The sequence below is a fragment of the Pseudomonas sp. NPDC088444 genome (assembly GCF_044900175.1).
Lineage (GTDB): Bacteria > Pseudomonadota > Gammaproteobacteria > Pseudomonadales > Pseudomonadaceae > Aquipseudomonas.
Map to the genome: position 1 here is coordinate 300,207 of NZ_JBJDNK010000008.1, position 23,845 is coordinate 324,051.

Annotated in this window: 27 protein-coding genes; 16 read left to right on the forward strand and 11 right to left on the reverse strand. The window is 59.6% G+C overall.

All coding sequences use genetic code 11. The annotated features are described in order from the left end of the window. Nucleotides 1-167: 167 nt before the first annotated feature. The 6 genes from ACI2KB_RS17755 (at nt 168) to ACI2KB_RS17780 (ending at nt 5,658) form a co-directional block, all read left to right on the forward strand. On the forward strand, nt 168-1,082 hold the full coding sequence (locus ACI2KB_RS17755; protein ID WP_404636480.1) for a branched-chain amino acid ABC transporter permease LivH: 915 nt from the start codon (nt 168-170) through the stop codon (nt 1,080-1,082). Between the two features lie 2 nt (nt 1,083-1,084). Further along, nucleotides 1,085-2,380 (forward strand): high-affinity branched-chain amino acid ABC transporter permease LivM, encoded by a 1,296-nt coding sequence (livM, locus tag ACI2KB_RS17760; protein ID WP_404636481.1) that lies wholly within the window; start codon nt 1,085-1,087, stop codon nt 2,378-2,380. Beyond that, complete coding sequence (locus ACI2KB_RS17765; RefSeq protein WP_404636482.1) at nt 2,380-3,255, forward strand: ABC transporter ATP-binding protein; 876 nt, start codon at nt 2,380-2,382, stop codon at nt 3,253-3,255. Before livM ends, ACI2KB_RS17765 begins: the two co-directional genes overlap by 1 nt. Next, the gene (locus tag ACI2KB_RS17770) at nt 3,252-3,968 is read left to right on the forward strand and encodes an ABC transporter ATP-binding protein (protein ID WP_404636483.1); all 717 of its coding nucleotides are present in this window, start codon (nt 3,252-3,254) and stop codon (nt 3,966-3,968) included. Before ACI2KB_RS17765 ends, ACI2KB_RS17770 begins: the two co-directional genes overlap by 4 nt. 85 nt (nt 3,969-4,053) lie before the next feature. Next, nucleotides 4,054-4,500 (forward strand): hypothetical protein, encoded by a 447-nt coding sequence (locus ACI2KB_RS17775; RefSeq protein WP_404636484.1) that lies wholly within the window; start codon nt 4,054-4,056, stop codon nt 4,498-4,500. 384 nt (nt 4,501-4,884) lie between these two features. Next, on the forward strand, nt 4,885-5,658 hold the full coding sequence (locus ACI2KB_RS17780) for an SDR family oxidoreductase (RefSeq protein WP_404636485.1): 774 nt from the start codon (nt 4,885-4,887) through the stop codon (nt 5,656-5,658). 147 nt (nt 5,659-5,805) lie between these two features. Here ACI2KB_RS17780 and ACI2KB_RS17785 read toward each other — a convergent pair whose 3' ends face one another. The 7 genes from ACI2KB_RS17785 to ACI2KB_RS17815 all read right to left on the reverse strand — a co-directional run bounded on the left by ACI2KB_RS17785 (nt 5,806) and on the right by ACI2KB_RS17815 (nt 10,898). After that, a complete protein-coding gene (locus ACI2KB_RS17785) occupies nt 5,806-6,942 on the reverse strand; it encodes an AGE family epimerase/isomerase (RefSeq protein WP_404636486.1) in 1,137 nt (378 codons plus the stop codon). Nucleotides 6,943-7,152: 210 nt separating this feature from the next. Next, nucleotides 7,153-7,725: a HupE/UreJ family protein gene (locus ACI2KB_RS17790; RefSeq protein WP_404636487.1), complete on the reverse strand. Its 573-nt coding sequence runs from the start codon at nt 7,723-7,725 to the stop codon at nt 7,153-7,155. Nucleotides 7,726-7,753: 28 nt separating this feature from the next. Further along, the gene (ureG, locus tag ACI2KB_RS17795) at nt 7,754-8,368 is read right to left on the reverse strand and encodes an urease accessory protein UreG (RefSeq protein ID WP_062378949.1); all 615 of its coding nucleotides are present in this window, start codon (nt 8,366-8,368) and stop codon (nt 7,754-7,756) included. Nucleotides 8,369-8,418: 50 nt separating this feature from the next. Further along, on the reverse strand, nt 8,419-9,093 hold the full coding sequence (locus ACI2KB_RS17800) for an urease accessory protein UreF (RefSeq protein WP_404636488.1): 675 nt from the start codon (nt 9,091-9,093) through the stop codon (nt 8,419-8,421). A gap of 10 nt (nt 9,094-9,103) precedes the next feature. Next, nucleotides 9,104-9,604, reverse strand: coding sequence for an urease accessory protein UreE (gene ureE, locus ACI2KB_RS17805; protein WP_404636489.1), 501 nt, complete (start codon nt 9,602-9,604; stop codon nt 9,104-9,106). A 171-nt stretch (nt 9,605-9,775) separates the two neighbouring features. Continuing rightward, the gene (locus ACI2KB_RS17810; protein ID WP_404636490.1) at nt 9,776-10,408 is read right to left on the reverse strand and encodes a TetR family transcriptional regulator; all 633 of its coding nucleotides are present in this window, start codon (nt 10,406-10,408) and stop codon (nt 9,776-9,778) included. A 220-nt stretch (nt 10,409-10,628) separates the two neighbouring features. Beyond that, nucleotides 10,629-10,898, reverse strand: coding sequence for a hypothetical protein (locus ACI2KB_RS17815; protein WP_404636491.1), 270 nt, complete (start codon nt 10,896-10,898; stop codon nt 10,629-10,631). A gap of 261 nt (nt 10,899-11,159) precedes the next feature. On the opposite strand from ACI2KB_RS17815, the gene ACI2KB_RS17820 reads away from it, so the two are divergent. Continuing rightward, on the forward strand, nt 11,160-13,226 hold the full coding sequence (locus tag ACI2KB_RS17820) for an AsmA family protein (RefSeq protein WP_404636492.1): 2,067 nt from the start codon (nt 11,160-11,162) through the stop codon (nt 13,224-13,226). A 74-nt stretch (nt 13,227-13,300) separates the two neighbouring features. Here ACI2KB_RS17820 and ACI2KB_RS17825 read toward each other — a convergent pair whose 3' ends face one another. Both ACI2KB_RS17825 and osmE read right to left on the reverse strand, forming a co-directional pair. After that, a complete protein-coding gene (locus ACI2KB_RS17825) occupies nt 13,301-13,834 on the reverse strand; it encodes a bacterioferritin (RefSeq protein ID WP_404636493.1) in 534 nt (177 codons plus the stop codon). A 323-nt stretch (nt 13,835-14,157) separates the two neighbouring features. Next, nucleotides 14,158-14,496: an osmotically-inducible lipoprotein OsmE gene (osmE, locus tag ACI2KB_RS17830; RefSeq protein ID WP_404636494.1), complete on the reverse strand. Its 339-nt coding sequence runs from the start codon at nt 14,494-14,496 to the stop codon at nt 14,158-14,160. A gap of 169 nt (nt 14,497-14,665) precedes the next feature. Here osmE and ACI2KB_RS17835 point away from each other — a divergent pair, with 169 nt between their 5' ends. Together ACI2KB_RS17835 and ACI2KB_RS17840 are read left to right on the forward strand one after the other, a co-directional pair. Beyond that, nucleotides 14,666-15,556, forward strand: coding sequence for an esterase/lipase family protein (locus ACI2KB_RS17835; protein ID WP_404636495.1), 891 nt, complete (start codon nt 14,666-14,668; stop codon nt 15,554-15,556). Between the two features lie 59 nt (nt 15,557-15,615). Beyond that, nucleotides 15,616-15,852 carry a hypothetical protein gene (locus ACI2KB_RS17840; RefSeq protein WP_404636496.1) on the forward strand — a complete coding sequence of 79 codons (237 nt, stop codon included), beginning with the start codon at nt 15,616-15,618 and terminating at the stop codon, nt 15,850-15,852. Between the two features lie 3 nt (nt 15,853-15,855). Here the strand turns inward: ACI2KB_RS17840 and ACI2KB_RS17845 are convergent, their stop codons facing one another. Beyond that, on the reverse strand, nt 15,856-16,740 hold the full coding sequence (locus tag ACI2KB_RS17845) for a DMT family transporter (protein ID WP_404636497.1): 885 nt from the start codon (nt 16,738-16,740) through the stop codon (nt 15,856-15,858). 97 nt (nt 16,741-16,837) lie between these two features. Here ACI2KB_RS17845 and ACI2KB_RS17850 point away from each other — a divergent pair, with 97 nt between their 5' ends. The 3 genes from ACI2KB_RS17850 to ACI2KB_RS17860 all read left to right on the forward strand — a co-directional run bounded on the left by ACI2KB_RS17850 (nt 16,838) and on the right by ACI2KB_RS17860 (nt 19,269). Beyond that, nucleotides 16,838-17,623: an AraC family transcriptional regulator gene (locus ACI2KB_RS17850; protein ID WP_404636498.1), complete on the forward strand. Its 786-nt coding sequence runs from the start codon at nt 16,838-16,840 to the stop codon at nt 17,621-17,623. A 73-nt stretch (nt 17,624-17,696) separates the two neighbouring features. Beyond that, the gene (locus tag ACI2KB_RS17855; RefSeq protein ID WP_404636499.1) at nt 17,697-17,987 is read left to right on the forward strand and encodes a PsiF family protein; all 291 of its coding nucleotides are present in this window, start codon (nt 17,697-17,699) and stop codon (nt 17,985-17,987) included. A 271-nt stretch (nt 17,988-18,258) separates the two neighbouring features. Continuing rightward, on the forward strand, nt 18,259-19,269 hold the full coding sequence (locus tag ACI2KB_RS17860; RefSeq protein WP_404636500.1) for an AI-2E family transporter: 1,011 nt from the start codon (nt 18,259-18,261) through the stop codon (nt 19,267-19,269). A gap of 236 nt (nt 19,270-19,505) precedes the next feature. Here the strand turns inward: ACI2KB_RS17860 and ACI2KB_RS17865 are convergent, their stop codons facing one another. Beyond that, complete coding sequence (locus ACI2KB_RS17865; protein WP_404636501.1) at nt 19,506-20,771, reverse strand: Hsp70 family protein; 1,266 nt, start codon at nt 20,769-20,771, stop codon at nt 19,506-19,508. 299 nt (nt 20,772-21,070) lie between these two features. On the opposite strand from ACI2KB_RS17865, the gene cbpA reads away from it, so the two are divergent. The 4 genes from cbpA (at nt 21,071) to ACI2KB_RS17885 (ending at nt 23,809) form a co-directional block, all read left to right on the forward strand. Beyond that, entirely contained in the window at nt 21,071-22,024 is a 954-nt protein-coding gene (gene cbpA, locus ACI2KB_RS17870) for a curved DNA-binding protein (protein ID WP_404636502.1), read from the forward strand. A gap of 17 nt (nt 22,025-22,041) precedes the next feature. Continuing rightward, nucleotides 22,042-22,341 carry a chaperone modulator CbpM gene (locus ACI2KB_RS17875; RefSeq protein WP_404636503.1) on the forward strand — a complete coding sequence of 100 codons (300 nt, stop codon included), beginning with the start codon at nt 22,042-22,044 and terminating at the stop codon, nt 22,339-22,341. Between the two features lie 233 nt (nt 22,342-22,574). Then, nucleotides 22,575-23,054, forward strand: a complete 480-nt coding sequence (locus tag ACI2KB_RS17880; RefSeq protein ID WP_404636504.1) for an NYN domain-containing protein — start codon at nt 22,575-22,577, stop codon at nt 23,052-23,054. A gap of 140 nt (nt 23,055-23,194) precedes the next feature. Next, entirely contained in the window at nt 23,195-23,809 is a 615-nt protein-coding gene (locus ACI2KB_RS17885) for a PolC-type DNA polymerase III (protein WP_404636505.1), read from the forward strand. Nucleotides 23,810-23,845: the final 36 nt, after the last annotated feature.

The following is a 23,845-nucleotide window of genomic DNA, read 5'->3' on the forward strand; positions in this document are numbered from 1 at the left end:
ATGGGCGGCGCTGCGGGCTTGGAACCTCAGAGCCGCTTCACCCGGTAATCGGCGCTGTCTCGCGCGGCGCCGGATTTCTTCTGTTGCCATCGTGTGCGTCCCGCTGCTCCTCACGAGGGGGTAGCCGGTCCGCACCAGGTTGGCCTTCAAGTTCGTGAGCGTGCGTGATGGATGGTATTTTCCTGCAGCAAATGGTCAACGGCCTGACCCTCGGGTCGGTTTACGGCCTGATCGCCATCGGTTACACGATGGTTTACGGCATCATTGGCATGATCAACTTCGCCCACGGCGACGTGTATATGATCTCCGCCTACCTCGCAGCCATCGGCCTGGCCGTGCTGTCTTTTTTCGGTATCCAATCTTTCCCTTTCCTGATTCTTGGCACGCTGATCTTCACCATCGTGGTGACCGGCGTATACGGCTTCGTCATCGAGCGCGTGGCCTACAAACCGCTGCGTAACTCGACCCGGCTGGCACCGCTGATCAGTGCCATCGGTATTTCCCTGATCCTGCAAAACTACGCGCAGATCGCCCAAGGCCCACGCCAGCAAGGCGTACCGACCCTGCTCGAAGGCGCCATGCGCTTCGACGTCGGCTCAGGCTTCGTGCAGATCACCTACACCAAGATCTTCATTCTCGTGGCGGCCTTCATCGGCATGGGCGTGCTGACCTACATCATCAAGTACACCAAGCTGGGCCGTATGTGCCGCGCTACTCAGCAAGACCGCAAAATGGCGTCGATCCTGGGCATCAACACTGACCGGATCATTTCCTACGTGTTCGTCATCGGCGCGGCCATGGCAGCACTGGCGGGCGTGCTGATCACCATGAATTACGGCACCTTCGACTTCTTCGCCGGGTTCGTCATCGGCATCAAAGCCTTCACCGCTGCGGTGCTGGGCGGCATCGGTTCGTTGCCGGGCGCCATGCTCGGTGGATTGATCCTGGGGGTAGCCGAGTCGCAATTCTCCGGTCTGATCAACTCCGACTACAAAGACGTGTTCAGTTTTGGCCTGCTGGTCGTGATTCTGATCTTCCGTCCTCAAGGCCTGCTGGGTCGCCCACTCGTGGCGAAGGTGTAACCATGTCTGCTCCTGTCAAACCCATCGATATCAAACAAAGCGTGATCGACGCCGTGCTGGCCGGGTTGCTGGCGCTGATCGTGTTCGGTCCCATCGTCGGCATCGTGCTGGATGGCTACGGCTTCAACATGCAACCAGGCCGCGTTGCCGCGCTGGTTGGCGTGGTGGTGGTCGGTCGCTTCCTCATGAGCCTGTTCCTGCAAACCCCGAAAGGCCTGGCCATCGCTCAGAGCTTCGAAAGCCCGGGTTCTGGCGTGCATGTACTGCCGCCGGGTTACAAGACACGCCTGCGCTTCATCATTCCGCTGATGATCCTGATCGCGGTGATCTTCCCGGTGTTCGCTGACAAGTACGTGCTGACCGTGGTGATCCTTGGCCTGATCTACGTGCTGCTGGGCCTTGGCCTGAACATCGTGGTCGGTCTGGCCGGTCTGCTCGATCTGGGTTACGTGGCGTTCTACGCCATCGGTGCCTACGGCCTGGCACTGGGTTATCAGTATCTGGGCCTAGGCTTCTGGTCCGCGCTGCCGCTGGCGGCGATTGCAGCGGCGTTTGCCGGTTGCATTCTGGGCTTCCCGGTCCTGCGTATGCACGGCGACTATCTGGCCATCGTGACGTTGGGCTTCGGTGAAATCATTCGTCTGGTGCTCAATAACTGGCTGTCGTTCACCGGTGGTCCGAACGGTGTGGCCGTGCCTTCGCCGACCTTCTTCGGTTTGGAATTCGGCCGTCGTGCCAAAGATGGCGGCGTTCCGATCCACGAGTATTTCGGCTTCGAATACAACCCGGACCTGAAATTCATCTTTATCTACGCCGTGCTGTTCCTCGTCGTGCTGGCCGTGCTGTACATCAAGCACCGCCTGACCCGCATGCCGGTCGGCCGCGCCTGGGAAGCCCTGCGTGAAGACGAAATTGCCTGCCGCTCCATGGGCCTGAACCACGTATTGGTCAAGCTCTCGGCGTTCACCATCGGTGCATCGACCGCAGGTCTGGCGGGGGTGTTCTTCGCCAGCTACCAAGGCTTCGTCAACCCGACGTCGTTCACCTTCTTTGAATCCGCGTTGATCCTCGCCATTGTTGTATTGGGCGGCATGGGCTCGACTGTGGGCGTGGTGATCGCAGCGTTCGTGCTGACCGTCGCCCCGGAAATGCTGCGCAGCTTTGCCGAATACCGCGTATTGCTGTTCGGCATCCTGATGGTGTTGATGATGATCTGGCGCCCTCGCGGCCTGATCCGCATCAGCCGTACCGGCGTACAACCACGCAAAGGCGTGCTGGCCAAAGTGGAGGGCGCGTGATGAGCGACGAAATCGTTCTGTCCGTCGAAAACCTGATGATGCACTTTGGCGGCATCAAAGCCCTCAGCGACGTCAGCCTTGAAGTGCGCCGCAACTCGATATTCGCCCTGATCGGCCCGAACGGCGCAGGCAAGACCACCGTGTTCAACTGCCTGACCGGCTTCTATAAAGCCACCGGCGGCAAGATCGAGCTGAACGCCCGTGGCAAGAAAACCAACGTGATCAAACTGCTTGGCGAGCAGTTCCGCGTCAGCGACTTCGCTTCGCCGAAAAGCTTCGGCAGCCGCCTGTACTACAAAATGTTTGGCGGCACGCACTTGGTGAACCGCGCAGGTCTGGCGCGAACGTTCCAGAACATTCGCCTGTTCAAAGAAATGTCCGTCGTCGAAAACCTGCTGGTGGCCCAGCACATGTGGGTCAACCGCAACATGATCGCGGGCATCCTCAACACCAAGGGCTATCGCAAGGCCGAAGAAGACGCCATGAACACGGCCTTCTACTGGCTGGAAGTGGTCGATCTGGTGGACTGCGCCAACCGCCTGGCTGGTGAACTTTCCTACGGCCAGCAGCGCCGTCTGGAAATCGCTCGCGCCATGTGCACCCGTCCGCAGGTGATCTGCCTGGACGAACCCGCCGCAGGCCTCAACCCACAGGAAACCGAAGCGCTGAGCGGCATGATTCGCCACCTGCGCGACGAACACGACATGACCATCGTGCTGATCGAGCACGACATGGGCATGGTCATGGGCATTTCTGACGATATCGTCGTGCTCGACCATGGCAACGTGATTGCCAAGGGCAAGCCGGAGCAGATCCGCAACGATCCGAAAGTGATCGCCGCGTACCTGGGTGCTGATGAAGAGGAGTTGGTATGAGTAAGCCGATCCTCGAAATGAAAGAGATCGACGTGTACTACGGGCCGATTCAGGCCCTGAAAAAGGTCTCACTGGAAATCAACGAAGGCGAAACCGTCAGCCTGATCGGCTCCAACGGCGCGGGCAAATCCACGCTGCTGATGTCGATCTTCGGCCAGCCCCGAGCCGCTAGCGGGCAGATCATCTATCAGGGCACCGACATCACCCAGAAGTCGTCGCACTACATCGCCTCCAACGGCATTGCGCAGTCGCCGGAAGGCCGCCGCGTGTTCCCTGACATGTCGGTGGAAGAAAACCTGATGATGGGCACCATCCCGATTGGGGATAAGTACGCCAGCGAAGACATGCAGCGCATGTTCGACCTGTTTCCGCGCCTCAAGGAGCGTCGCAACCAGCGGGCAATGACCATGTCCGGTGGCGAGCAACAAATGCTCGCCATCGCCCGCGCCCTGATGAGCCGTCCCAAGCTGTTGCTGCTGGACGAGCCGAGCCTGGGCCTGGCGCCGATCATCGTGAAGCAGATCTTCTCCACCCTGCGTGAACTGGCCCAGACCGGCATGACGATTTTCCTCGTCGAGCAAAACGCCAACCACGCCCTGAAGCTGTCAGACCGCGCTTACGTGATGGTCAACGGCGAGATTCGTCTGACAGGCACCGGTCAGGAGCTGCTGACCAACGAAGAGGTGAGGAACGCGTATCTCGGCGGGCATTGAGTCTTCCTGAGGTCTCGCAATAACCAACGCCCCGAGTGTTACGCACTCGGGGCGTTTTGCATTTGGGGTGCCTGTAGGAGCCGGCTTGCTGGCGAAGGTGGTGCATCTGGGACGAATGAGTTGGCTGACACGCTGCTTTCGCCAGCAAGCCGGCTCCCACAAGTCCATGGATATCTGCAAGCACGCCACCATTCAGATCTGCCATGTCCAGCCATTGTGGAAAACAATTCCGAAGAGCTTCCAAACCGCGACAGTTAGCCGCTGCAAACGGTTGTTTTGTCACGGTTTTGACTTGTCCAGTTTTGCTGTGGAGGCGACTGTGAATAAGTTGGTGGCAGTTGGCTACAGCCCTTTGTTTACGTGGCTTGTAGAGGTCTGGTTGATTTTTGATCAGCGGTTTTGGTCGTTACCTTTGCTCTGTTTGTCAACGCTCCAAGGCCTGTTTTTATATACAGTTAATAGTGTGCGCAAGCCTGTGGATAACTCTGTGCGCAACCCTTGGAAAGACGGCTGTAGATCGCGCAATCTCTAGGCTTGCGCGCTGGGTTGTGTCCGCGTGCCCAGATCAGAGCCTGGCTTGATTGCAGACACGTTTCAGCCGGTCAAGTCGTTTTGCCGTTCGAGTTGCCCACAGGCCTTGTATGGCGGGGCTTGTGGCGTTTCGAGTTGCCCCCGGTTTTTGTGAGTCTGACTGTGGATAAGATGGGCAAAACTGCGTGCAGGCCCCGTAGGGTAAGGCTTTGGCGAGATTGTTCGTTTTTTGTACAGTGATTGGGTTGTACGACGATTGTGATTAACAGGCTTGATCCTGAAGCGCCTGCGCGGGCATTCTCCAGAACTTTCCTACGCGCAACGCGGTTGGTTGCGTAAATCCGGGACTTATCCCCAAGCCGACACCCTCAGTCAGGAGAACCACATGACTTCTACCGTGTTCATTACCGGTGCCACTTCCGGGTTTGGCGAAGCCTGCGCACGCCGTTTCGCAGAAGCGGGCTGGTCGCTGGTGCTGACCGGTCGCCGTGAAGAGCGCTTGCAGGCGCTGAGCGCCGAGTTGTCCAAGCAAACCAAGGTCCACACCCTGACACTGGACGTGCGTGACCGTGAAGCGGTTGAGAAGGCCGTCGAAGGTCTGCCTGCCGAGTTCGCCAAGATCCGTGGCCTGATCAACAATGCCGGTCTGGCGCTGGGCATTGACCCTGCGCCGAAATGCGATCTGGACGATTGGGACACCATGATCGATACCAACGTCAAAGGGCTGGTCTACACCACTCGCACGCTGCTGTCGCGGTTGATCGCTTATGGCCGCGGCGCCAGCATCGTCAACCTGGGTTCGGTGGCGGGCAACTACCCGTATCCGGGCGGTAACGTGTACGGCGGCACTAAAGCGTTCGTGGGCCAGTTCTCGTTGAACCTGCGCAACGACCTGATCGGCACAGGCGTGCGGGTGACCAACCTGGAGCCGGGCTTGTGCGAAAGCGAGTTTTCGCTGGTGCGCTTCGGCGGTGACCAGGCCAAATACGACGCCACCTACGCAGGCGCCGAGCCGATTCAGCCGCAGGACATCGCCGAGACGATCTTCTGGATCATGAACACCCCGGCGCACGTTAACGTGAACAACCTTGAGCTGATGCCTGTGAGCCAGACCTGGGCAGGGTTTGCGATTGATCGTACGCGTGGGGATGCGAAGTAAGCGCTGATCGTATAGATCACGCCAACCTGTGGGAGCCGGCTTGCTGGCGAACGCGGTGCGTCAGTCACCTTAATCTAAGACTGACACACCGCGTTCGCCAGCAAGCCGGCTCCCACAATGTTTGAGGTGCTCCCATAGGGGGCAGTGTCATGCTTTGAAGTACTGGGCCAAGCCGATGTAACAGGTCGCCAAGTGATACGGCGTGGTCGACGGCATGTCGCTGCGGCTGATCTGGCCCTGACCATCCAGGCACTCGTTCCAGCCGCCCGGGTGCAGAAAACGCCGCTCCAGCGCCTCCAACTGCCGAGCCAGCAACACCTGACTGTCAGGCCGCAGCGTCAAGGCTCGCAGGTACTCGGCCTGTGCCCAAATGCGCTGCGTACCATCTTTCACCGCACCTTCAACATCCAGCGAAGCCACCACCGCCCCTGTAATCGGATCGACGCCCTGTGCCTCGGCATGCGCAAATGCCGTAGTCAGCGATTGGTGCAGCGGCGTGCCCCGCAAGTGCTCCGACGATTCCAGCAAATAGAACCATTCGAACTGATGCCCCGGCTCGGACCAGTTATCCACAGCGTCCAGCGGCTGCTCCAGCATCACGCCTTTTGCGGCATCGACGAATCGGCGCTGCATGCCTTCGGCCAGCGCGTCGAGGGCGTCCAGCGTGTCGGCGTCTTCGCGCACTTCCAGCACGGCTAGGAAGGCCTCGGCCAAGTGCATCAGTGGGTTTTGCAGAGGGCCTGCGTCCAGTGACGACCAGTCTTCGGCGAGCACCGATTCATACAGCCCGTCGCCATCGGCAAAACGCTCGGCCACGACGTGCAGCGCAGCATTGAGTACCGACTCGACCAGCGGCTCACGCACTTTGGCCCAGTAGTGAGCGCAGGCGAAAACGATAAAGGCGTGGGTGTACAAATCCTTACGGCGATCCAGCGGCGCACCCTCTGGATCGATGCTGTAAAACCAGCCGCCGTGTTCGGCATCGTGAAAGTGCTGTTGCAGCGAGCGAAACAACGCTGCCGCACGCGCTTTGGCGTTGGGGACTTGAGGGTCGCCGATGAAGCTGGAAAACAGGAACAGCTGCCGCGCACAGGCCATGGCGCGATAGCGTTGAGGCGGCAGCGGCTGGTGTTGAGCGTCCAGCGCTTCATAGGGCAACGCCATGTCGGCATTCCAGCCCGGCCCTTGCCAGAGCGGCACGATCACATCCATGAAGTGTTGCTGCACGCGGGCGAAGGCCGTGGACAGTTCAGACTGGGCAGAGAGGGGAGAGGCGTCAGGCATCGGATGGCGTCGCGGCAGAGGGCAAATTGCGCGACATGGTAGCAGGAGGTGGGGATGACGGGGGTAAACGGTGGAGCAAATGTAACTGACTTTGCGCATTACTCCTGTAGGAGCCGGCTTGCTGGCGAAGGCGGTGTATCGGTCACTATCGATGTGCCTGATCTATTGCATTCGCCAGCAAGCCGGCTCCCACAGGTGTTGTGCAGGGTTTTAACCTGCGAACAACCACACGCCAGTTGCAGCCGACAGCGCACCGGCAACACGCACAATCGGTGCCGCAGCGGCAGGCAGGAACCGCACCACGGCGTAACCGGCGGCATGCAGCGCAGCAGTAGCGCCGACGAAGCCCAGTGCATAACCCCACGGGCTGGACATTTCAGGCAATTCCAGACCGTGCGCCACACCGTGGAACATTGCGAACAGCGCTGTGGCTGCTACCGCGACGAACAGCGGCGGGCGAACGGCCAGCGCGACGGCCAGACCCAATGCAAACACCGAAGCAGCAATGCCGCTCTCCAGCGCAGGCAGTTCAAGCCCTTCAAAGCCCAACAGGCCGCCAATCAGCATGGTGACGACGAACGTGGATGGCAGCGCCCAGCGTGCAGCGCCTTTCTGTTGTGCGGCCCAAAGACCGACAGCCACCATCGCCAACAAGTGATCGATGCCGCTCAGCGGGTGGCTGATACCGGCGATCAGGCCGCTTTCGTCATGACCCGGATGAGCGAACGCCAGCGCCGGGGCCAGCAGCAGCGCCAGAGCGCCGAACAGTTTCTTGAAATTCATGAACAGTAATCCCCTTGAGTGGTTGAAATCAGGCCGCAGTCAGCAAGCCCTGGCGCTCGATGAAGGCAATGATGTCCTCCAGGCCGTGGCCGGTTTTCTGATTGCTGAACACGAACGGCTTATCCCCGCGCATTTTCTTGGTGTCGCGGTCCATCATCTCCAGCGACGCGCCCACCAGCGGTGCCAGGTCGATCTTGTTAATCACCAGCAGGTCGGATTTGCAGATGCCCGGCCCGCCCTTGCGCGGCAGCTTGTCGCCTGCCGACACGTCGATCACGTAGATGGTCAGGTCGGACAGCTCAGGGCTGAAGGTCGCGGACAGGTTGTCGCCGCCGGATTCGACGATGATCAGGTCCAGGCCTTCGAAGCGACGGTTCAATTGGTCGACCGCTTCCAGGTTGATCGACGCGTCTTCACGAATAGCGGTGTGCGGGCAGCCGCCGGTTTCCACGCCGATGATGCGCTCGGGCGCCAGCGCTTCATTACGCACCAGAAAGTCCGCGTCTTCGCGGGTGTAGATGTCATTGGTGACCACCGCGAGGTTGTAGCGCTCGCGCAGGGCCAGGCACAAGGCGAGGGTCAGCGCAGTCTTGCCGGACCCGACCGGGCCACCGATGCCGACGCGCAGAGGTTGGCTGTTCATAACGTGTTCTCCGTTGATCTTCTTGTGCGATTCATAAGGCCTATAAGCAGTCAGGATCGAAACAGGCGGCTGTACTGGCGCTCGTGAGCCATGCTCGCAATGGCCAGGCCAAACGGCGCGCTGCCGATGTGTGTCGGATCGAGTTCAGAGGCGTGCTGCTGTGCCTGTTGCAGCAAGGGTGTCAGCTCGCTTGTCAGGCGTTGCGCGGCTTGCTGACCCAGCGGCAAGGTTTTCATCAAGACGGCCAATTGATTTTCCAGCCAGCTCCACAGCCAGGCGGCGAGGGCGTCTTGCGGTTCGATCTGCCAGGCGCGGGCGGCCAAGGCCCAACCCAGCGCCAAATGAGGCTCATCGACCTGCTGCAAGAAGTCCCGGGCCGGTTGATCCAGTTCGGGCAAACCGTTGAGCAACTGCTGCAACGAGTAGCCCATCTGCCGACTTTCCAGCTGCAACTCGCGCGTTTCGCGGCTGGCGCGGTGCTCTTCGCTCAATTGCAGCAGGGCAGCCCAGTCATCGTTGGCGGCGGCGACACAGTGGGCGAGCAACAGCGGGGCTTCAAAACGGGACAGGTTGAGCAGCAGTTGATCGCTGATCCATCGACCCGCCGTGACGGGATCGGTGACCGTGGCGTTTTCGACAGCCATCTCCAGCCCCTGTGAATAGCTGTAACCGCCAATCGGCAACTGCGGGCTCGCCAGACGCAACAGCGCCCATGCCTTGTTCATGAACGCAGGCTCATTTACGTACGCCGAACTGATGAATGCGCGGCGCGTAGTTGAAGTCTTCTTCTCCGGCGCGGGAGTGGTGGTGGCCACCGCCATAAGCACCGTGTTCTGGCTGGAAGGGCGCTTCGATGGATTCCGTGGTCGCGCCCAGTTGATCGAGCATCGCCTTGAGTACGTAATCGTCCAGCAGGCGCAGCCAGCCATCACCGACTTGCAGCGCAACGTGGCGGTTGCCCAGGTGATAAGCAGCGCGGGTCAGTTCGAAGGCGCTGGCGCAGGTCACGTGCATCAACTGCTCGGGGCGCGCGCAAACACGAACGATGCGGCCGTCCTCAGCCTTCAGAAAGTCGCCATCGCGCAAGGGCGGTTGGCCTCGTTCAAGAAACAGCCCGACGTCTTCGCCTTCGGCACTGAAACAGCGCAGACGGCTTTTGCTCCGGGCCTCGAAATTCAAATGCAGCTCAGCGGCCCATTCGGTCTGGGGTTCGATTCGTTGATGAATCACCAGCATTGGAAAACTTCCAGCAATGTGCGATGACATGGCTAGAGCAAGTGGCTTGCCAACAGTGTCGGCTGAAGGAAATTGCCTACATTCAGTGCAGGTGTGCTTGAGGGTGGGGCGCAGAATGGCGTGTTTTTGGTGCGTGATAGTTTCTTGTGTTTCTTTTTGGTGCGTTATTGGTTATTCGGTGCTGCCAAGACCCTGCCAGCGTTTGGCACCAATAAAGATGAAGCGTAATTGCTGGGTGATCTTGGCCCGAGGCGTCAAATGCTCAGCCAAGGTCACGGAGGGCGGGTCGATGAGTTCGGGCAGCATGGCGAACACGCTTTTCACCACCAGGTCAGCCATGACGGACAGGTCGTCGGTGTTGAGGTGGTGAAATTTGGGCATCGACGCAAGGTCGGTCGCCAAGTCAGCGATGATCGCTTCACGCAGTGCGCCCAGCGCCTGGCGCACCTTCAGTGAACCGCCGTACTGCTCGCGGGCCAGAAACAGGAATTGAGAACGATTGGCTGCGACCACTTCAAGGAAGATCCGCACCGAGGCGTCGATGATGCCGGTGTTGACGTTGTCGTTGTGGCGCACGCGGCGAATGGTTTCACGGAAGGTCTGGCCCACCTCGCTGACCAGCGCCAGACCCAGATGATCCATGTCGTCGAAGTGGCGATAGAAGCCGGTTGGCACGATCCCCGCCGTCTTCGCGACCTCGCGCAGGCTCAGACTGCCAAAACCTCGCCCGCTCTCCATCAAACCCCGTGCGGCATCGAGCAGGGCGTGGCGAGTCTGCTGTTTCTGTTCGGCGCGGGGGAGCATGGGGCTTGGGTTTCTGAACCAGAATTGGGCAGCACTCTAACAAATGCGTTTGTGCGGCGTCGAACCCAGATTCCTGATATCACCGGTGGATACTTCTTCACCGTTCTTTTACTTGGAGGGAGATTCTATGTTGCCTGGTCAACTGCATTCGCCACCGAGCCGGCTCCCACAGAGAGGGTCTCCCGCTGGCGAGCTGTGCTGCTACAGGATGCCGTTTGGCTCAGGAAACGCGCTGATACTGCTGAACCAGACGATCAGGGCCGTTATCGGCAACGCGCTGATAGCGGTGCGCCAAGGTATCGCAATTCTCTTCGGAAGCGACACGTTGATACTGGTTGATCAGGTGATCAGGACCGTTCTGCGCCAGCGTCGGCAGGCCAACCTGCTGAGTCGCTTTCACTTCGCCGAGAACAGGCTGTTCGCTGGCAGGCATGGCAAATGCGCTCGAAGCGAGAAGGGAAAGGGTCAGTGCGATCAGTTGGCGTTTCATGAGTGGGTGCTCCTCGAAAGGGCGTGTAGAGAACATGGAGGCGATTTTACCGGGGCGACGTCTGTAAAGAAGTTCAAAGGGCTGATGGTGACCATCGATAGAATTGATTCGGGCGTGCAGCCCAGGAGAATCAAGGCCTGCGGGGGCGCTTACAGGCTGATTTCGAGATTTCATCAAACCCACGGGGCTTTTGTCAGTCGAAGGGCTTATGACGTGTAAGACGCCGCCAGGATGGGCGTCTGGATTTGGGGAGACAACGCAATGACGCGAGGACGCAAGATTTTTGCCTGGACAGCGGGCATTGTGCTGCTGTTGCTGGCCGTATTGATCATCGTGATCGCGACCTTCGACTGGAACCGGCTCAAGCCGACCATCAATGAAAAGGTATCTGCCGAACTGCACCGACCGTTCGCCATCAATGGCAACCTGGCGGTGGTGTGGCGCCGAGAGCCAGACGAAGGCGGCTGGCGCGCGTGGGTGCCGTGGCCGCACATGTCGGCTGAAGACATTGCGCTGGGCAACCCCGAATGGTCGAAGAACCCTCAAATGGTAACCCTCAAGCGCGTTGAAATGCGTTTGGCGCCTTTGCCGCTGCTGGCGCAACGAGTGGTCATCCCGCGCATCGACCTGACCGAACCCAATGCCAAAATCGAGCGCTTGGCCGATGGGCGCGCCAACTGGGTGTTCGATCTGCCCAAGAGCGACCCCAATGCCGAACCTTCCAAATGGGTGGTAGACATCGGTTCGATTGGCTTCGACAAAGGCTTCGTCAGCTACAACGATCAGATGATCAACACCTCGGTGGAGGTGGTCATCGATCCGCTGGGCAAGCCGATCCCGTTCAGCGACATCGTGGGCAGCGGTGAAGCCAAGAAAGTGCAGGATAAGGGCGCATCCGCGCAGGATTACGCTTTTGGGTTCACCGCCAAAGGCCAGTACCACGGGCAAAAACTCAACGGCAGCGGTAAGGTCGGCGGGTTGCTGGCGCTGAAAGATGCTGCGTTACCCTTCCCGGTTCAGGCCGATGTCAGCGCAGGAAACACCAAAGTGTCGATTGCCGGGACGGTGACCGATCCGCAAAACCTGGGCGAACTGGACCTGCGCCTGAAGCTCTCCGGCGACAGCTTGGGAAATCTCTATCCGCTGACCGGCGTGACGCTGCCGGATTCCCCGCCGTATTCCACCGATGGCCGTCTGATCGCCAAGCTGCACGATCCGGCTGGAGCAGCGTTTCAGTACAAGGGCTTCAACGGCAAGATCGGCAACAGTGACATCCATGGCGATCTGGGCTTCGTCGCCAGCCAGCCGCGCCCCAAGTTGACCGGTGCACTGGTTTCCAACCAACTGCTGATGGCTGACCTCAAACCGCTCATCGGCGCCGATTCCAACGCCGAGCAGAAAAGCCGTGGTGGCGAGAGTAAACAGCCAGCGGACAAGGTGCTGCCTGTCGAAGAATTCAAAACCGATCGCTGGAGCGCGATGGACGCGGATGTCGAGTTCACCGGCAAGCGCATCGTCCAGAGCGCCGAGCTGCCGTTCACGGATCTCTATACCCATGTGGTGCTCAACGATGGGCAGCTGAGCCTGCAACCCCTGCGTTTCGGCGTGGCCGGCGGCAAGCTGGATGCGGACATCAAGCTCAATGGCCACTCGCAGCCGCTGGACGGTCGGGCGAAGTTGAGCGCGCGTGGCTTCAAACTCAAGCAGTTGTTCCCGACCTTCGAGCCGATGAAAACCAGCTTCGGTGAGTTGAACGGTGATGCCGACATCAGCGGCAAGGGCAACTCGGTGGCGGCCTTGCTGGGCAATGCCAACGGCGAGATGAAGTTGCTGGTGAACGACGGTGCGATCAGCCGTGACCTCATGGAAATCGCGGGCCTGAACGTCGGTAACTACGTAGTCGGGACGCTGTTCGGTGACAAGAACGTGAAGATCAACTGTGCCGCGTCCAACTTCGGCTTCAAGGACGGACTGGCGACGAGCAAGTTGTCAGTCTTCGATACCGAGAACGCGATCATCTACATCGACGGCACCGCGAACATGAAGACCGAGCAACTGGACTTGAAGATCAGTCCCGAGTCCAAGGGCTTCCGCGTGTTCTCACTGCGCTCGCCGCTGTATGTGCGTGGACCGTTCATCAAGCCCAGTGCCGGGGTGCAATCCGGTCCGCTGTTGTTGCGCGGCGCGGGGATGGTGTTACTGGGCGCGGCAGTGGGGCCTGCGGCGGGATTGCTGGCGCTGGTGGCGCCGAGTGGCGGTGAGCCGAATCAATGTGCGCCGCTATTGGAACAGATGCGTTCGGGCAAGGCGCCGAAGACCGTCCAGTAGATCGCGGTCTCCTAGTTACACACTCACAAAAAAGCCAGGACACCGGTCCTGGCTTTTTGCATTCCGACGATCAATCACAGCCCGTCAAGAATGTCCGCCATGTCATCGGCGTGTTCTTCTTCCTGCGCCAGAATGTCTTCGAAGATCCGGCGGGTGGTCGGGTCTTTGTCGCCGATGTACTGAATGATCTCGCGATAGCTGTCGATGGCGATGCGCTCGGCGATCAGGTCTTCGGTGACCATCTCCTTGAGCGTACTTCCGGCCACATACTGCGCGTGGGAGTTCTTCGATAGCAGGTCAGGGTTCAGTTCCGGTTCACCGCCCAGCTGCACGATACGCTCGGCCAGCATGTCGGCGTGGGCGGCTTCCTGATTGGCGTGTTCCAGAAATTCCGCCGCTGCCACCTGGGCTTTCACACCTTTGGCCATGTAGTAGTGACGCTTGTAACGCAGTACGCAAACCCACTCGGTTGCCAGCGACTCGTTGAGCAGGCGCAGGATGGTTTCGCGATCGGCGTCATAGCCTTCGGTCACGGCGCCGTTTTCAACATGTTGACGCGCGCGCTCACGCAGGGAACTGACATCCGACAATTGATGCACATTGCTCATGATTCATCTCCAGGGCTGATCCGGTTTTGGCCGTCTCGCTCTTGTGCGTCGAACTGATCGACGCCTGGCAAGATCGGGTTCAAAGGTGTGAGTGGTGTGCGCTGCGAAAAGTTTGATTTGTTTTGCTGCGTGGCTCAGATCAGCTCGCTGAAGCATTGTGGGAGCCGGCTTGCTGGCGAATGCGGTGTGTCAGATCCATCTTCGGCGACTGACACTGCGCGTTCGCCAGCAAGCCGGCTCCCACAGATTCAGCGTCGATAACGAGATTCGAGTTCGGCGCGATCCCTGTGGGCGCCGCCTTGGTGGCGAATGCGGTTGATCAATCACATCGCCCGCTCATTCGCCTCGCGCTGATCGCAGGTCATGAAGCCCTTGCTGTCTACACGGCCATTGGCATTGAAGGTCACGTAATAGGTCTGCTGATGACCATCCTTGTTCAGCACGTAGTTGTTGCAGGTGCCCGGATGAACCTTGCGATGTACGCGGGTGGAGGGTTCACCACCGATGGTCAGCACCTGTTGCTCGGTCATGCCGTCGTCTACTTGCTTGACCAGCGGCTCGTTGCGATAAGTCGCGAAATCCACCGGGTTTTGCAAGGTTGTCGATGTACATCCTGCCACTGCGGCCATTGCGAACACTACTGCCAGAGATTGCTTGTACATAACCGATCGCTCCACAGAAAGGCCGTTATCGGCCCGTTGCTGTTATGAGCATTGGTGGATTGAAAGAGTTCGATCAAAGATGGCGATGGGGCATCAGTTCTGTTTTGTCATCATTGATGAACGGTTTGCGGCTAACGTTTGTAGCAGTCGGCAAGGGATTTAATCATTCATGACACAAGATCAGGCCACCCGTTACCCGATCGTGCTGGTGCCGGGGTTGTTGGGCTTCGTGAAACTGGTGGTTTATCCCTATTGGTATGGCATCGTCCCGGCGCTGCGTCGTGGCGGGGCGACGGTCATTCCGGTGATGGTGTCGGCCGTGAATTCCACCGAAATTCGGGGCGAGCAATTGCTGGCCAGAATCGAAGAGATTCTTAAAGAAACCGGCGCCGCCAAGGTCAATCTGATCGGCCACAGCCAGGGCGCGCTGACCATCCGCTACGTCGCCGGTGTACGCCCGGATCTGGTGGCATCTGTCACGTCCGTTGCAGGCCCCAACCACGGCTCGGAACTGGCAGATTACCTCGAAGAACATTACCCACAGAGCACCTTGCGTGGGCGTTTGGTGAATGCCGCCATTCGCCTGACCACGTGGGTGCTGGCGATACTCGACACGGGGTATCGCGGCACCCGACTGCCCACGGATGTGGACGCCGCACATCACTCGCTGACGACCAGCGGGGTCGCCCGTTTCAACAAGCTGTTTCCCCAGGGGCTGCCCGATACATGGGGCGGGCAGGGCGCGGAAGTGGTCAACGGCGTGCGCTACTACTCATGGTCCGGCACCTTGCAACCAGGGCGGACAGACCGGGGTAAGAACCTGCTCGATACCACCAATCTCACCTGTCGAATATTTGCTCGCACGTTCACCAAAGAGCGCGGTCAATCGGATGGCATGGTCGGGCGATTCAGTTCTCACCTGGGCACTGTCATCGGCGATGACTTCCCGCTCGACCATTTCGACATCGTCAACCAGCACCTCGGTCTGGTGGGCAAGGGAGCCAATCCTGTGGGATTGTTTCTCGAACATGCCGCGCGGTTGAAAGCCGCCGGTCTTTGACTTTATGAGCCGTGGTTCGTGATCAGCTGGCCCGAGTGGGTCGTTAAGGAAGTGATGCGATGAGCGATAAAGAGCAGTATGAAATTGAGTACAACCTGGCTGGGGAACATCATGTCGACGTGATCGACAATCTGGATGTCCCGATCATCGAAGTCGTCCATGAGCTGGCACACAAGCACCATGTGGCACTGGACGACGACCCGCTGGCCGATGGTGAATCTCTCGTCGACATGCCCCATGTGGCGGGCATCACCGACGTGTCGATTCACAGCGCCGAAGAACGCGACGACGCCTGAGCCTCAGCGCGCGCTGGCTGTGCGCAGTGGCGTGGTCCAGCGTTCGGCCAGGATCACCCCGCCCAGGGTCAGCGCGCCGCCGATGAAGTGATACGCCGCCAGTCGCTCGCCCAGTGCAAGGGCGGCGACGAGCGCCGTGAGGATTGGCACCAGGTTGAAAAACAGCGTGGTGCGGCTCGGGCCGAGGATGCTGATGGCCTTCATCCACAGCAGCGGCGCGATCATCGACGTCGGAATGCACGCGTAGAGCACCAGCGGGATATTGCGAGCGTTGAGGCCGGTTTTCGCTGACAGCAGGAACAGCGGGAACAGCGCGACAATCGCCACCAGGATTTGAAGGTACAGCAACTGAAGTGGCGGCATACGCAACTGCCATTTCTTCAGCAGTGTGCTGTAGGTCGCGTAGGCCAGCGTTGCGATGAGCATCATCAAGTCGCCCAGGTTGACACCGTGGGCCACCAATACCGCCCAGCTCCCTTGCGATACCACCAACAGCACGCCCGCGAATGACACCAGTGCGCCCACCAACGCTCCCGCTGTCAGTGCCGTGCCCAGGCTGGCGATCGACATACCCAGCGTCATCACCGGCACCAGCGACAGGATGATCCCCATGTTGGTGGCGGTGGTGATGTTCGCCGCGTAATACGCCAAGCTCTGGTAAATCGCCATGCCCAGCACGCCGAGAATGGCGATTTTTCCGAGGACCGGGCGGATGACGGCTCGATTGCGCCACACCGGCCCCAGCAAAAATGGCGTGAATAAAAGCCCCGCCAGCAGCCAGCGGTAGAAACCGATCTCCGCCGGGAAAATTCGCCCCGCCGCGGCTTTGGTGATGACGTTGTTGCCTGCCCAGATCATGATCGTGAGCAGGGGAAAGAGGTATTGCATAGGGTGACCGTCGAGAACAAAGAGGGGCGTATTATCGTCGTGTCCGAATCGAAGCGTATACTCGGTTTCGGACAACCTCATAGGCGATCCAGACACTGTGGAAAAGAATCTCATCCCCCTGCCGCTGCTCAGTGAATTGCCCTCCTCGGTGTACCTGCGCCATGACGAGTTCGGCGCCGACAGCCACAGCGCGCCCCACAGCCATGCCTGGGGCCAGCTCAACTACGTGTCCAGTGGCGTGATGGCGCTGAACATCGCCGGTCAACGTTTTCTCTCACCGCCGCAATACGGCGTGTGGATACCGCCGAATTTCGAACACAGCTGCTACAACCGCGAAGCCGTCGTGTATCGCTCGCTATACGTGGCGGTCGAGCATTGTCAGGTGCTGCCGGGTCAGCCGTGTACGTTGATGATCAGCGACATTCTCAAGGCGATCCTGCATGACTTCGCCGAGCGTGACGTGAAAATTCCGGAAAGCGAAAGGGATCGGCGGCTGGCGCAGGTGCTGCTGGATCAGCTGCAGTCAGCCAAAGTGCAGACCCGTTATCTGCCGTATGCCGAAAGTGGCGGGCTGCACGCGGTCATGACGGCGTTGCAGTCCTCCCCCGGTGACAACCGCACGCTGGCGGAGTGGGCCACGCAAGTGAATGTCAGTGAGCGCACGCTGGCACGGCAGTGTCTGCGGGAGCTGGGCATGAGTTTTGGCGACTGGCGCCAGCGGCTGCGCTTTCTGTCATCGATTCAAGCGCTGGACAAGGGTATGACCGTGCAAGAGGTGGCATTCGACATGGGCTACAGCAGTGCTTCGGCGTTCATTGCCATGTTTCAGCGTGAAGCCGGTTGTACGCCGGACCAGTATCGACGGCAGGCGCGCCGGGTCTGACACATGCCGCAACAATCCTTGTCTACACTTCTTCGAACGCTGCGCAGGTGCGCGGTGCTCTTGGAGAAAATCGATGAAAATGCTGCGTATTCCTCTTCTGGTCATGGGCTTGTTGATGTGCGCTCAAGGTTTCGCCGCGACTGCGCAGCAGAACAAGATGACCACCTGTAATGCCGACGCCACGGCCAAATCCCTCAAGGGCGACGAGCGCAAGGCATTCATGAGCACTTGCCTCAAAGCTGCACCCGCTCCGGCGGCTACCCAGCAGGAGAAGATGAAGACCTGCAACGCGACCGCCACCACGCAGGCGCTCAAGGGCGATGCGCGCAAGGCGTTCATGAGTGATTGCCTGAAGAAAAAATAAGCCATTTGTTACGAGAGTTATCGGAGTGGTACGCGTCTGTGGGAGCGAATTTATTCGCGATGGCGGCGGTACAGTCGATAGAGATGCATCAGACGTACCGGCCTCTCGCGAATGAATTCGCTCCCGCAAGGTATGTGTGTCACGGCTGGATCTGGCTATGCAGGATTAAACGATACAAGACCGAGCGACTAACGACGCTCTCCGGCGCTGGTCGTGGGCGGGGAACGCTGGCAGACTGCCCATCTTTTCAGGCCGTTTGTTTTGAGGCTGTATGCCAACGTTTTCGCCGCGTCATGTGTATCTGGCCAGTTGCATTATCGTGTTCGGTGGTCTGCTGCTGGTGTTACCGCTCAAACTGCTGCCCAGCCTGTTGGCCGGGTTGCTGGTCTATGAACTGGTGGACATGCTCACTCCGCAATTACAACGTCTGATCGCTGGCGAGCGCGCGCGCTGGCTGGCAGTGGCGTTGCTTGGCACGCTGGTGGTCAGTGTGCTGTCGCTGCTGTTTGCCGGTGCCATCAGTTTCATCCTCCACGAGGCCGAAAACCCTGGGGCCTCGCTCGATAAATTCATGATTCTGGTGGAGCGCGCCCGAGGTCAGTTGCCGCCACTCATCGACGGCTATCTGCCTGCCAGCGCGTCGGAGTTCCAGGCGTCTCTCAGTGCATGGTTGACCAAGCACATCGGCGAGCTGCAATTGCTGGGCAAGGGCGCGGCCCACATGTTCGTCACGTTGCTGATCGGCATGGTGCTGGGCGCGATCATCGCCCTGCAACGCATTCCCGACGTCACCAAGCGCAAGCCCTTGGCCGCTGCGCTGTTCGAGCGGCTGCACCTGTTGAGCCAGGCTTTCCGCAACATCGTCTTCGCCCAGATCAAGATTTCTGCGCTCAACACCGCCTTCACTGCGGTGTTTCTCGCGGTGATCCTGCCGTTGTGCGGTGTGCACCTGCCGTTGACCAAAACGCTGATCGTGATGACCTTCCTGCTGGGCTTGTTGCCGGTGGTGGGCAACCTGATGTCCAACACGCTGATCTTCATCGTCGGCATGTCGCTGTCGATCTGGGTGGCATTGGCGGCGTTGGGTTATCTGATCGTGATCCACAAGGTCGAGTATTTCCTCAACGCGCGGATCGTCGGAGGGCAGATCAGTGCCAAGTCGTGGGAGTTGTTGCTGGCGATGCTGATTTTCGAAGCGGCGTTCGGCTTGCCGGGTGTCGTGGCGGGGCCGATTTATTACGCGTACCTGAAGAGCGAGTTGCGCAAGGCTGAGCTCGTTTGATCTGTTGACCCCAAGTCCTGACTGATCGTACCCACGCTCTGCGTGGACACGCGGTGATGACGCTCTGCGTCGACGGAATGCGGTGTCCACCGCTTTCGCCAGCAAGCCGGTTCCCACAGTTTCAGCGTTGAATACAAGATTTGGATTCGACGCAATCACTGTGGGAGCCGCCTTGGTGGCGAAGGGGGTTGGCCAGCCAACATAGCTCCCATCAGCAGTTCAATGCGACGGCGGGATCAGCCGTACCGCTTCTTCGCCTCGATCGCCAGCCCCGCGCCGATGCTGCCGAAGATGTTGCCTTCCACGTGCCGTGCGTTGGGCAGCATCGCCGAGACGCTGTTGCGCAGGGCCGGGATGCCGCTGGAGCCGCCGGTGAAGAACACTGTGTCGACATCCGCCACGCCCACACCCGCATCACCTAGCAAGCTCGTCACACTTTCCCGCACACGTTCCAACAACGACTCGATGGACGACTCGAACAGCGCGCGGGTCAGGTCGGCATTCAGACCTGCCTCGATACGGTCCATCGGCACCACGCGGTTTTGCGCGTTTGTCAGCTGGATCTTGGTTTCTTCCACTTCCATCGCCAGCCAGTGGCCTGCGCGCTGTTCGATCAGCTTGAACAAGCGATCGATGCCGAGGGTGTCTTCGATGTCATAACGCATGCTGCCCAACGCCAGTTGCGACTTCTGGGAATACACCGAGTTGATGGTATGCCAGGTCGCCAGGTTCATGTGGGTGCTGGTGGGCATGTACGCACCGCTTTTCATCCGGCTGCCATAACCGAACAGCGGCATCACGCCTTGCAGGCTGAGCTGTTTGTCGAAGTCTGTCCCGCCGATGTGCACGCCGCCGGTGGCCAGAATGTCGCTCTGGCGTTCATCGACCAGACGCCGCTCCGGTGACAGGCGCACCAGCGAGAAGTCCGACGTACCCCCGCCGATGTCGACGATCAGCACCAGTTCTTCGCGATCCAGGGTCGACTCATAGTCGAATGCTGCGGCAATCGGTTCGAACTGGAAGGAGACATCCTTGAAGCCGATTTTGCGGGCGACTTCAGCCAACGTGTCTTCAGCTTCCTGGTCAGCAGCAGCGTCGTCATCGACGAAATACACCGGACGGCCCAGCACCACTTGCTCGAACGACTGACCCGCGACCGCTTCGGCGCGTTTCTTCAATTCGCCGATGAACAGGCCCAGCAGATCCTTGAACGGCATCGCCGTGCCCAGCACGCTGGTGTCGTGTTTGATCAGCTTGGAACCCAGCAGGCTCTTGAGCGAGCGCATCAGACGCCCTTCGTAGCCTTCCAGGTATTCGTGCAGCGCCAGACGGCCGTAGACCGGGCGGCGTTCTTCGATGTTGAAGAAGACCACCGACGGCAGGGTGATTTTATCGTCCTCCAGCGCAATCAGCGTTTCCGCTCCGGGGCGCAGCCAGCCCACTGTGGAGTTGGAGGTGCCGAAGTCGATGCCAAGGGCTCGGGCCGGGGATGGGGTGCTCATGTTCTGTACGTTCCGGGCAAAAAACGGCCGCGCAGTGTATGCGAGTGGGCGGCGGATGCGTAGCGCGGCGTGTCGGTTTTTCGCGTCAGAAGGTTCTATTTAACGTCGATGGCTTGAATAGAGGCCCGACACCCCCAATCTTGCAGGCAACTCTTCATTGCATTCGGCCCGGTTTGAAACCTGTTTCAAGCGCGCGAGGCTGTGTGCCGATAACTTTGCAACATTCAGCGCGGTCGGCGTTCTCATCTGATAACGCGGTACGCAACTGTGCTGGAGACACCAGAATGGGTGACCGTTAGATGGACTTCAAAGACTATTACAAGATATTGGGCGTAGAGCCGACCGCGGACGAGAAGACAATCAAGACCGCCTATCGCAAGCTCGCACGCAAATATCACCCTGACGTTAGTAAGGAAGCGGGCGCCGAAGACAAGTTCAAAGAGGCCTCCGAGGCCTACGAAGCGCTCAGCGACCCTGAAAAACGCGCCGAGTACGACGACATTCGCAAATACGGTCAACAAGGCCGTTTCCAGCCGCCTCCGGGCTGGCAGAGCCGCGGTGGCGCGGGCGGTGGTTTTGGCGGTGGCGGCTTCGAAGGCGGGGACTTTTCCGACTTCTTCAGCTCGATTTTTGGCAATCGTGGCGGCCAGCAGGGCGGGCGTCCGCGCAGCTCCGGGCGCAGAGGGCAGGACGTGGAACTGGACCTGGCGATTTTTCTTGAGGAAACCCTGTCGACCGAATCGAAGAAGATCAGCTTCAAGGTGCCGCAGCACAGTGCCAACGGCCAGCGCATGGCGGATATCACCAAGAACCTGAACGTGAAGATTCCAGCGGGCGTGACCGATGGCGAACGCATTCGCCTCAAGGGGCAAGGCGCACCGGGCATTGCCGGGGGCGAAAATGGTGATCTGTTCCTGACCATTCGTCTGGCGCCGCACCCCAAGTTCGACGTCGAAGGTCATGACCTGATCATCACCGTACCGTTGGCGCCATGGGAGGCCGCGCTGGGCACCAAGGTCGCCGTGCCGACCCTGACCGGCAAGATCAACCTGACCATTCGTCCGGACAGCCAGAGCGGGCAGCGATTGCGCGTTAAAGGTAATGGTCTGTTGAATAAACAGGGCGAGCGAGGCGATCTGTTCGCGCAACTGAAGATCGTTATGCCCAAATCCACCGATGACGCCACCAAAGCCCTCTGGGAGCAGTTGGCCAAGAAAGCGGCTTTCGACCCGAGGGCTCAGTGGAGTAGCTAAAAGGGGAGTCACTGATCATGCGCAACACCTTGGTCGTAGACATGCAGGAATTCTGTCAGGTGGTCGACATGCCCACCGCCTATGTCATCGAAATCGTCGAGCACGGTATCGTCGAACCCCAGGGAAAGCGGCCGGATGAGTGGCTGTTCGACACCTCGTCGCTGTCGGTGGCCAAACGTGCGGCCAAGTTGCACCACGATCTGGCCATGGAATGGGACGGCGTCGCCCTGGCGCTGAACCTGCTCGACGAACTGGAACAAGTGCGGGCCGAGAACCGCATGCTCAAACAGCGCCTGGGGCGGTTCGTGCAGGATTGATGTCTGATGTGGGAGCCGCTTTCGCCAGCAAGCGGAGCGCCGCCCGGCTGTCTCCCACAGATTTAGCGTCGAACATAAGATTCGGATTCGGCGAGCTACGTGTGGGAGCCGCCTTGGTGGCGAAAGCGGTCGCCCCGTCAATGCAGCGCTTCAATCCCTTTCTCAAACTGGCATACTGAGCGCCGGTCCGACGTTCGGACCCTTGCCGCCTGTCAGCGCATCGAGGAGTTCGGGTGAGAAGAATCGCGGTGTTCGCCGACGTACAGAACTTGTATTACACCGTGCGTCAGGCTCATGGTTGCCACTTCAACTATGCCGCGTTGTGGGCGGACATCAGCAAACGTGGGCAGATCGTCGAGGCCTACGCCTACGCCATCGACCGTGGCGACAGCAAACAGCAGCAATTCCAGCAGATCCTGCGCAACCTCGGTTTCACCGTCAAACTCAAGCCTTACATCCAACGCAGTGACGGCTCGGCCAAGGGCGACTGGGATGTGGGCATTACCATCGACATCATGGACGTTGCGCCAAAGGTTGATGAAGTGGTGCTGGCCTCGGGGGATGGCGATTTTGATCTGCTGCTTGATCGCATCATCAGCAAGCATGGCGTCGAGGCGGTGGCCTATGGCGTGCCGGGGCTGACGGCCAATTCGTTGATTCGTGCAGCCAGCCGGTATGTGCCGATTGAAGGCGGGTTGTTGCTCAAGAGTTGATCGCTCCGGTGCGTGTACTTATCGATATCGCGGCCGCCCACCTGAAGCGCCTGACACACAGTCATCGTCGGATTGCCGCCCAGAGCAAGCTCACTCCTACAGGTGGGCTGACGTGAAACAGAAGAATTAAAGGTTTTCCCATGCAAGAACGCATCGCCGTCATCGACTTCGAAACCACCGGCATCGCCCCCAGCAGCAGTTGCCGCGCAACCGAGATTGCCGTGGTGCTCATGGAGAACGGCCTGATCGTCGAGCGTTATCAAAGCCTGATGAACGCGGGCGTTCGCATTCCGGCGTTCATCGAATCGCTGACCGGCATCAGCAACGCCATGTTGCGCACGGCGCCTTCGGCGGAGCGGGTCATGAACGAGGTCGCCGAGTTCGTCGGATCGACTCCGCTGGTCGCGCATAACGCGGCGTTCGACCAGAAGTTCTGGGACTACGAGTTCTCCCGCATCAAACGCACCCGTGAACAAAGCTTCGCCTGCTCCATGCTGTTGGCGCGACGGCTCATGCCCAGCGCACCGAATCACAAACTGGGTACGCTGACTTCGTGGGCCGGATTGCCCAACACCGGCAAGGCGCACCGGGCGCTGGCGGATGCGGAGATGGCCGCCAACCTGACGGCGCATCTGAGCCGGGAGCTGCGCGAAACCCACGGCATCAGCGGCGTGTCACACCAGTTGCTGTGCACACTGCAAAAAGTCCCGGCCAAGAAAATGGCTGACGCCATCAGCAAACATCGCGGGTTCTGACTGAAACCGGGTTTTACCGGCAAAAGTGTACGGGTC

What these genes read in the sequence shown, in the direction of transcription:
- ACI2KB_RS17790 (WP_404636487.1), bottom strand. Translation starts at nt 7,725, where the DNA reads ATGAATTTCAAGAAACTGTTCGGCGCTCTGGCGCTGCTGCTGGCCCCG.
- ACI2KB_RS17865 (WP_404636501.1), bottom strand. Translation starts at nt 20,771, where the DNA reads ATGAGCACCCCATCCCCGGCCCGAGCCCTTGGCATCGACTTCGGCACC.
- ACI2KB_RS17835 (WP_404636495.1), top strand. Translation starts at nt 14,666, where the DNA reads ATGACACAAGATCAGGCCACCCGTTACCCGATCGTGCTGGTGCCGGGG.
- ACI2KB_RS17815 (WP_404636491.1), bottom strand. Translation starts at nt 10,898, where the DNA reads ATGAAACGCCAACTGATCGCACTGACCCTTTCCCTTCTCGCTTCGAGC.
- livM (WP_404636481.1), top strand. Translation starts at nt 1,085, where the DNA reads ATGTCTGCTCCTGTCAAACCCATCGATATCAAACAAAGCGTGATCGAC.
- ACI2KB_RS17800 (WP_404636488.1), bottom strand. Translation starts at nt 9,093, where the DNA reads ATGAACAAGGCATGGGCGCTGTTGCGTCTGGCGAGCCCGCAGTTGCCG.
- ACI2KB_RS17755 (WP_404636480.1), top strand. Translation starts at nt 168, where the DNA reads ATGGATGGTATTTTCCTGCAGCAAATGGTCAACGGCCTGACCCTCGGG.
- ACI2KB_RS17810 (WP_404636490.1), bottom strand. Translation starts at nt 10,408, where the DNA reads ATGCTCCCCCGCGCCGAACAGAAACAGCAGACTCGCCACGCCCTGCTC.
- ACI2KB_RS17825 (WP_404636493.1), bottom strand. Translation starts at nt 13,834, where the DNA reads ATGAGCAATGTGCATCAATTGTCGGATGTCAGTTCCCTGCGTGAGCGC.
- ACI2KB_RS17840 (WP_404636496.1), top strand. Translation starts at nt 15,616, where the DNA reads ATGAGCGATAAAGAGCAGTATGAAATTGAGTACAACCTGGCTGGGGAA.
- ACI2KB_RS17875 (WP_404636503.1), top strand. Translation starts at nt 22,042, where the DNA reads ATGCGCAACACCTTGGTCGTAGACATGCAGGAATTCTGTCAGGTGGTC.
- osmE (WP_404636494.1), bottom strand. Translation starts at nt 14,496, where the DNA reads ATGTACAAGCAATCTCTGGCAGTAGTGTTCGCAATGGCCGCAGTGGCA.
- ACI2KB_RS17860 (WP_404636500.1), top strand. Translation starts at nt 18,259, where the DNA reads ATGCCAACGTTTTCGCCGCGTCATGTGTATCTGGCCAGTTGCATTATC.
- ACI2KB_RS17845 (WP_404636497.1), bottom strand. Translation starts at nt 16,740, where the DNA reads ATGCAATACCTCTTTCCCCTGCTCACGATCATGATCTGGGCAGGCAAC.
- ACI2KB_RS17885 (WP_404636505.1), top strand. Translation starts at nt 23,195, where the DNA reads ATGCAAGAACGCATCGCCGTCATCGACTTCGAAACCACCGGCATCGCC.
- cbpA (WP_404636502.1), top strand. Translation starts at nt 21,071, where the DNA reads ATGGACTTCAAAGACTATTACAAGATATTGGGCGTAGAGCCGACCGCG.
- ACI2KB_RS17820 (WP_404636492.1), top strand. Translation starts at nt 11,160, where the DNA reads ATGACGCGAGGACGCAAGATTTTTGCCTGGACAGCGGGCATTGTGCTG.
- ACI2KB_RS17765 (WP_404636482.1), top strand. Translation starts at nt 2,380, where the DNA reads ATGAGCGACGAAATCGTTCTGTCCGTCGAAAACCTGATGATGCACTTT.
- ACI2KB_RS17855 (WP_404636499.1), top strand. Translation starts at nt 17,697, where the DNA reads ATGAAAATGCTGCGTATTCCTCTTCTGGTCATGGGCTTGTTGATGTGC.
- ureG (WP_062378949.1), bottom strand. Translation starts at nt 8,368, where the DNA reads ATGAACAGCCAACCTCTGCGCGTCGGCATCGGTGGCCCGGTCGGGTCC.
- ACI2KB_RS17780 (WP_404636485.1), top strand. Translation starts at nt 4,885, where the DNA reads ATGACTTCTACCGTGTTCATTACCGGTGCCACTTCCGGGTTTGGCGAA.
- ACI2KB_RS17770 (WP_404636483.1), top strand. Translation starts at nt 3,252, where the DNA reads ATGAGTAAGCCGATCCTCGAAATGAAAGAGATCGACGTGTACTACGGG.
- ureE (WP_404636489.1), bottom strand. Translation starts at nt 9,604, where the DNA reads ATGCTGGTGATTCATCAACGAATCGAACCCCAGACCGAATGGGCCGCT.
- ACI2KB_RS17785 (WP_404636486.1), bottom strand. Translation starts at nt 6,942, where the DNA reads ATGCCTGACGCCTCTCCCCTCTCTGCCCAGTCTGAACTGTCCACGGCC.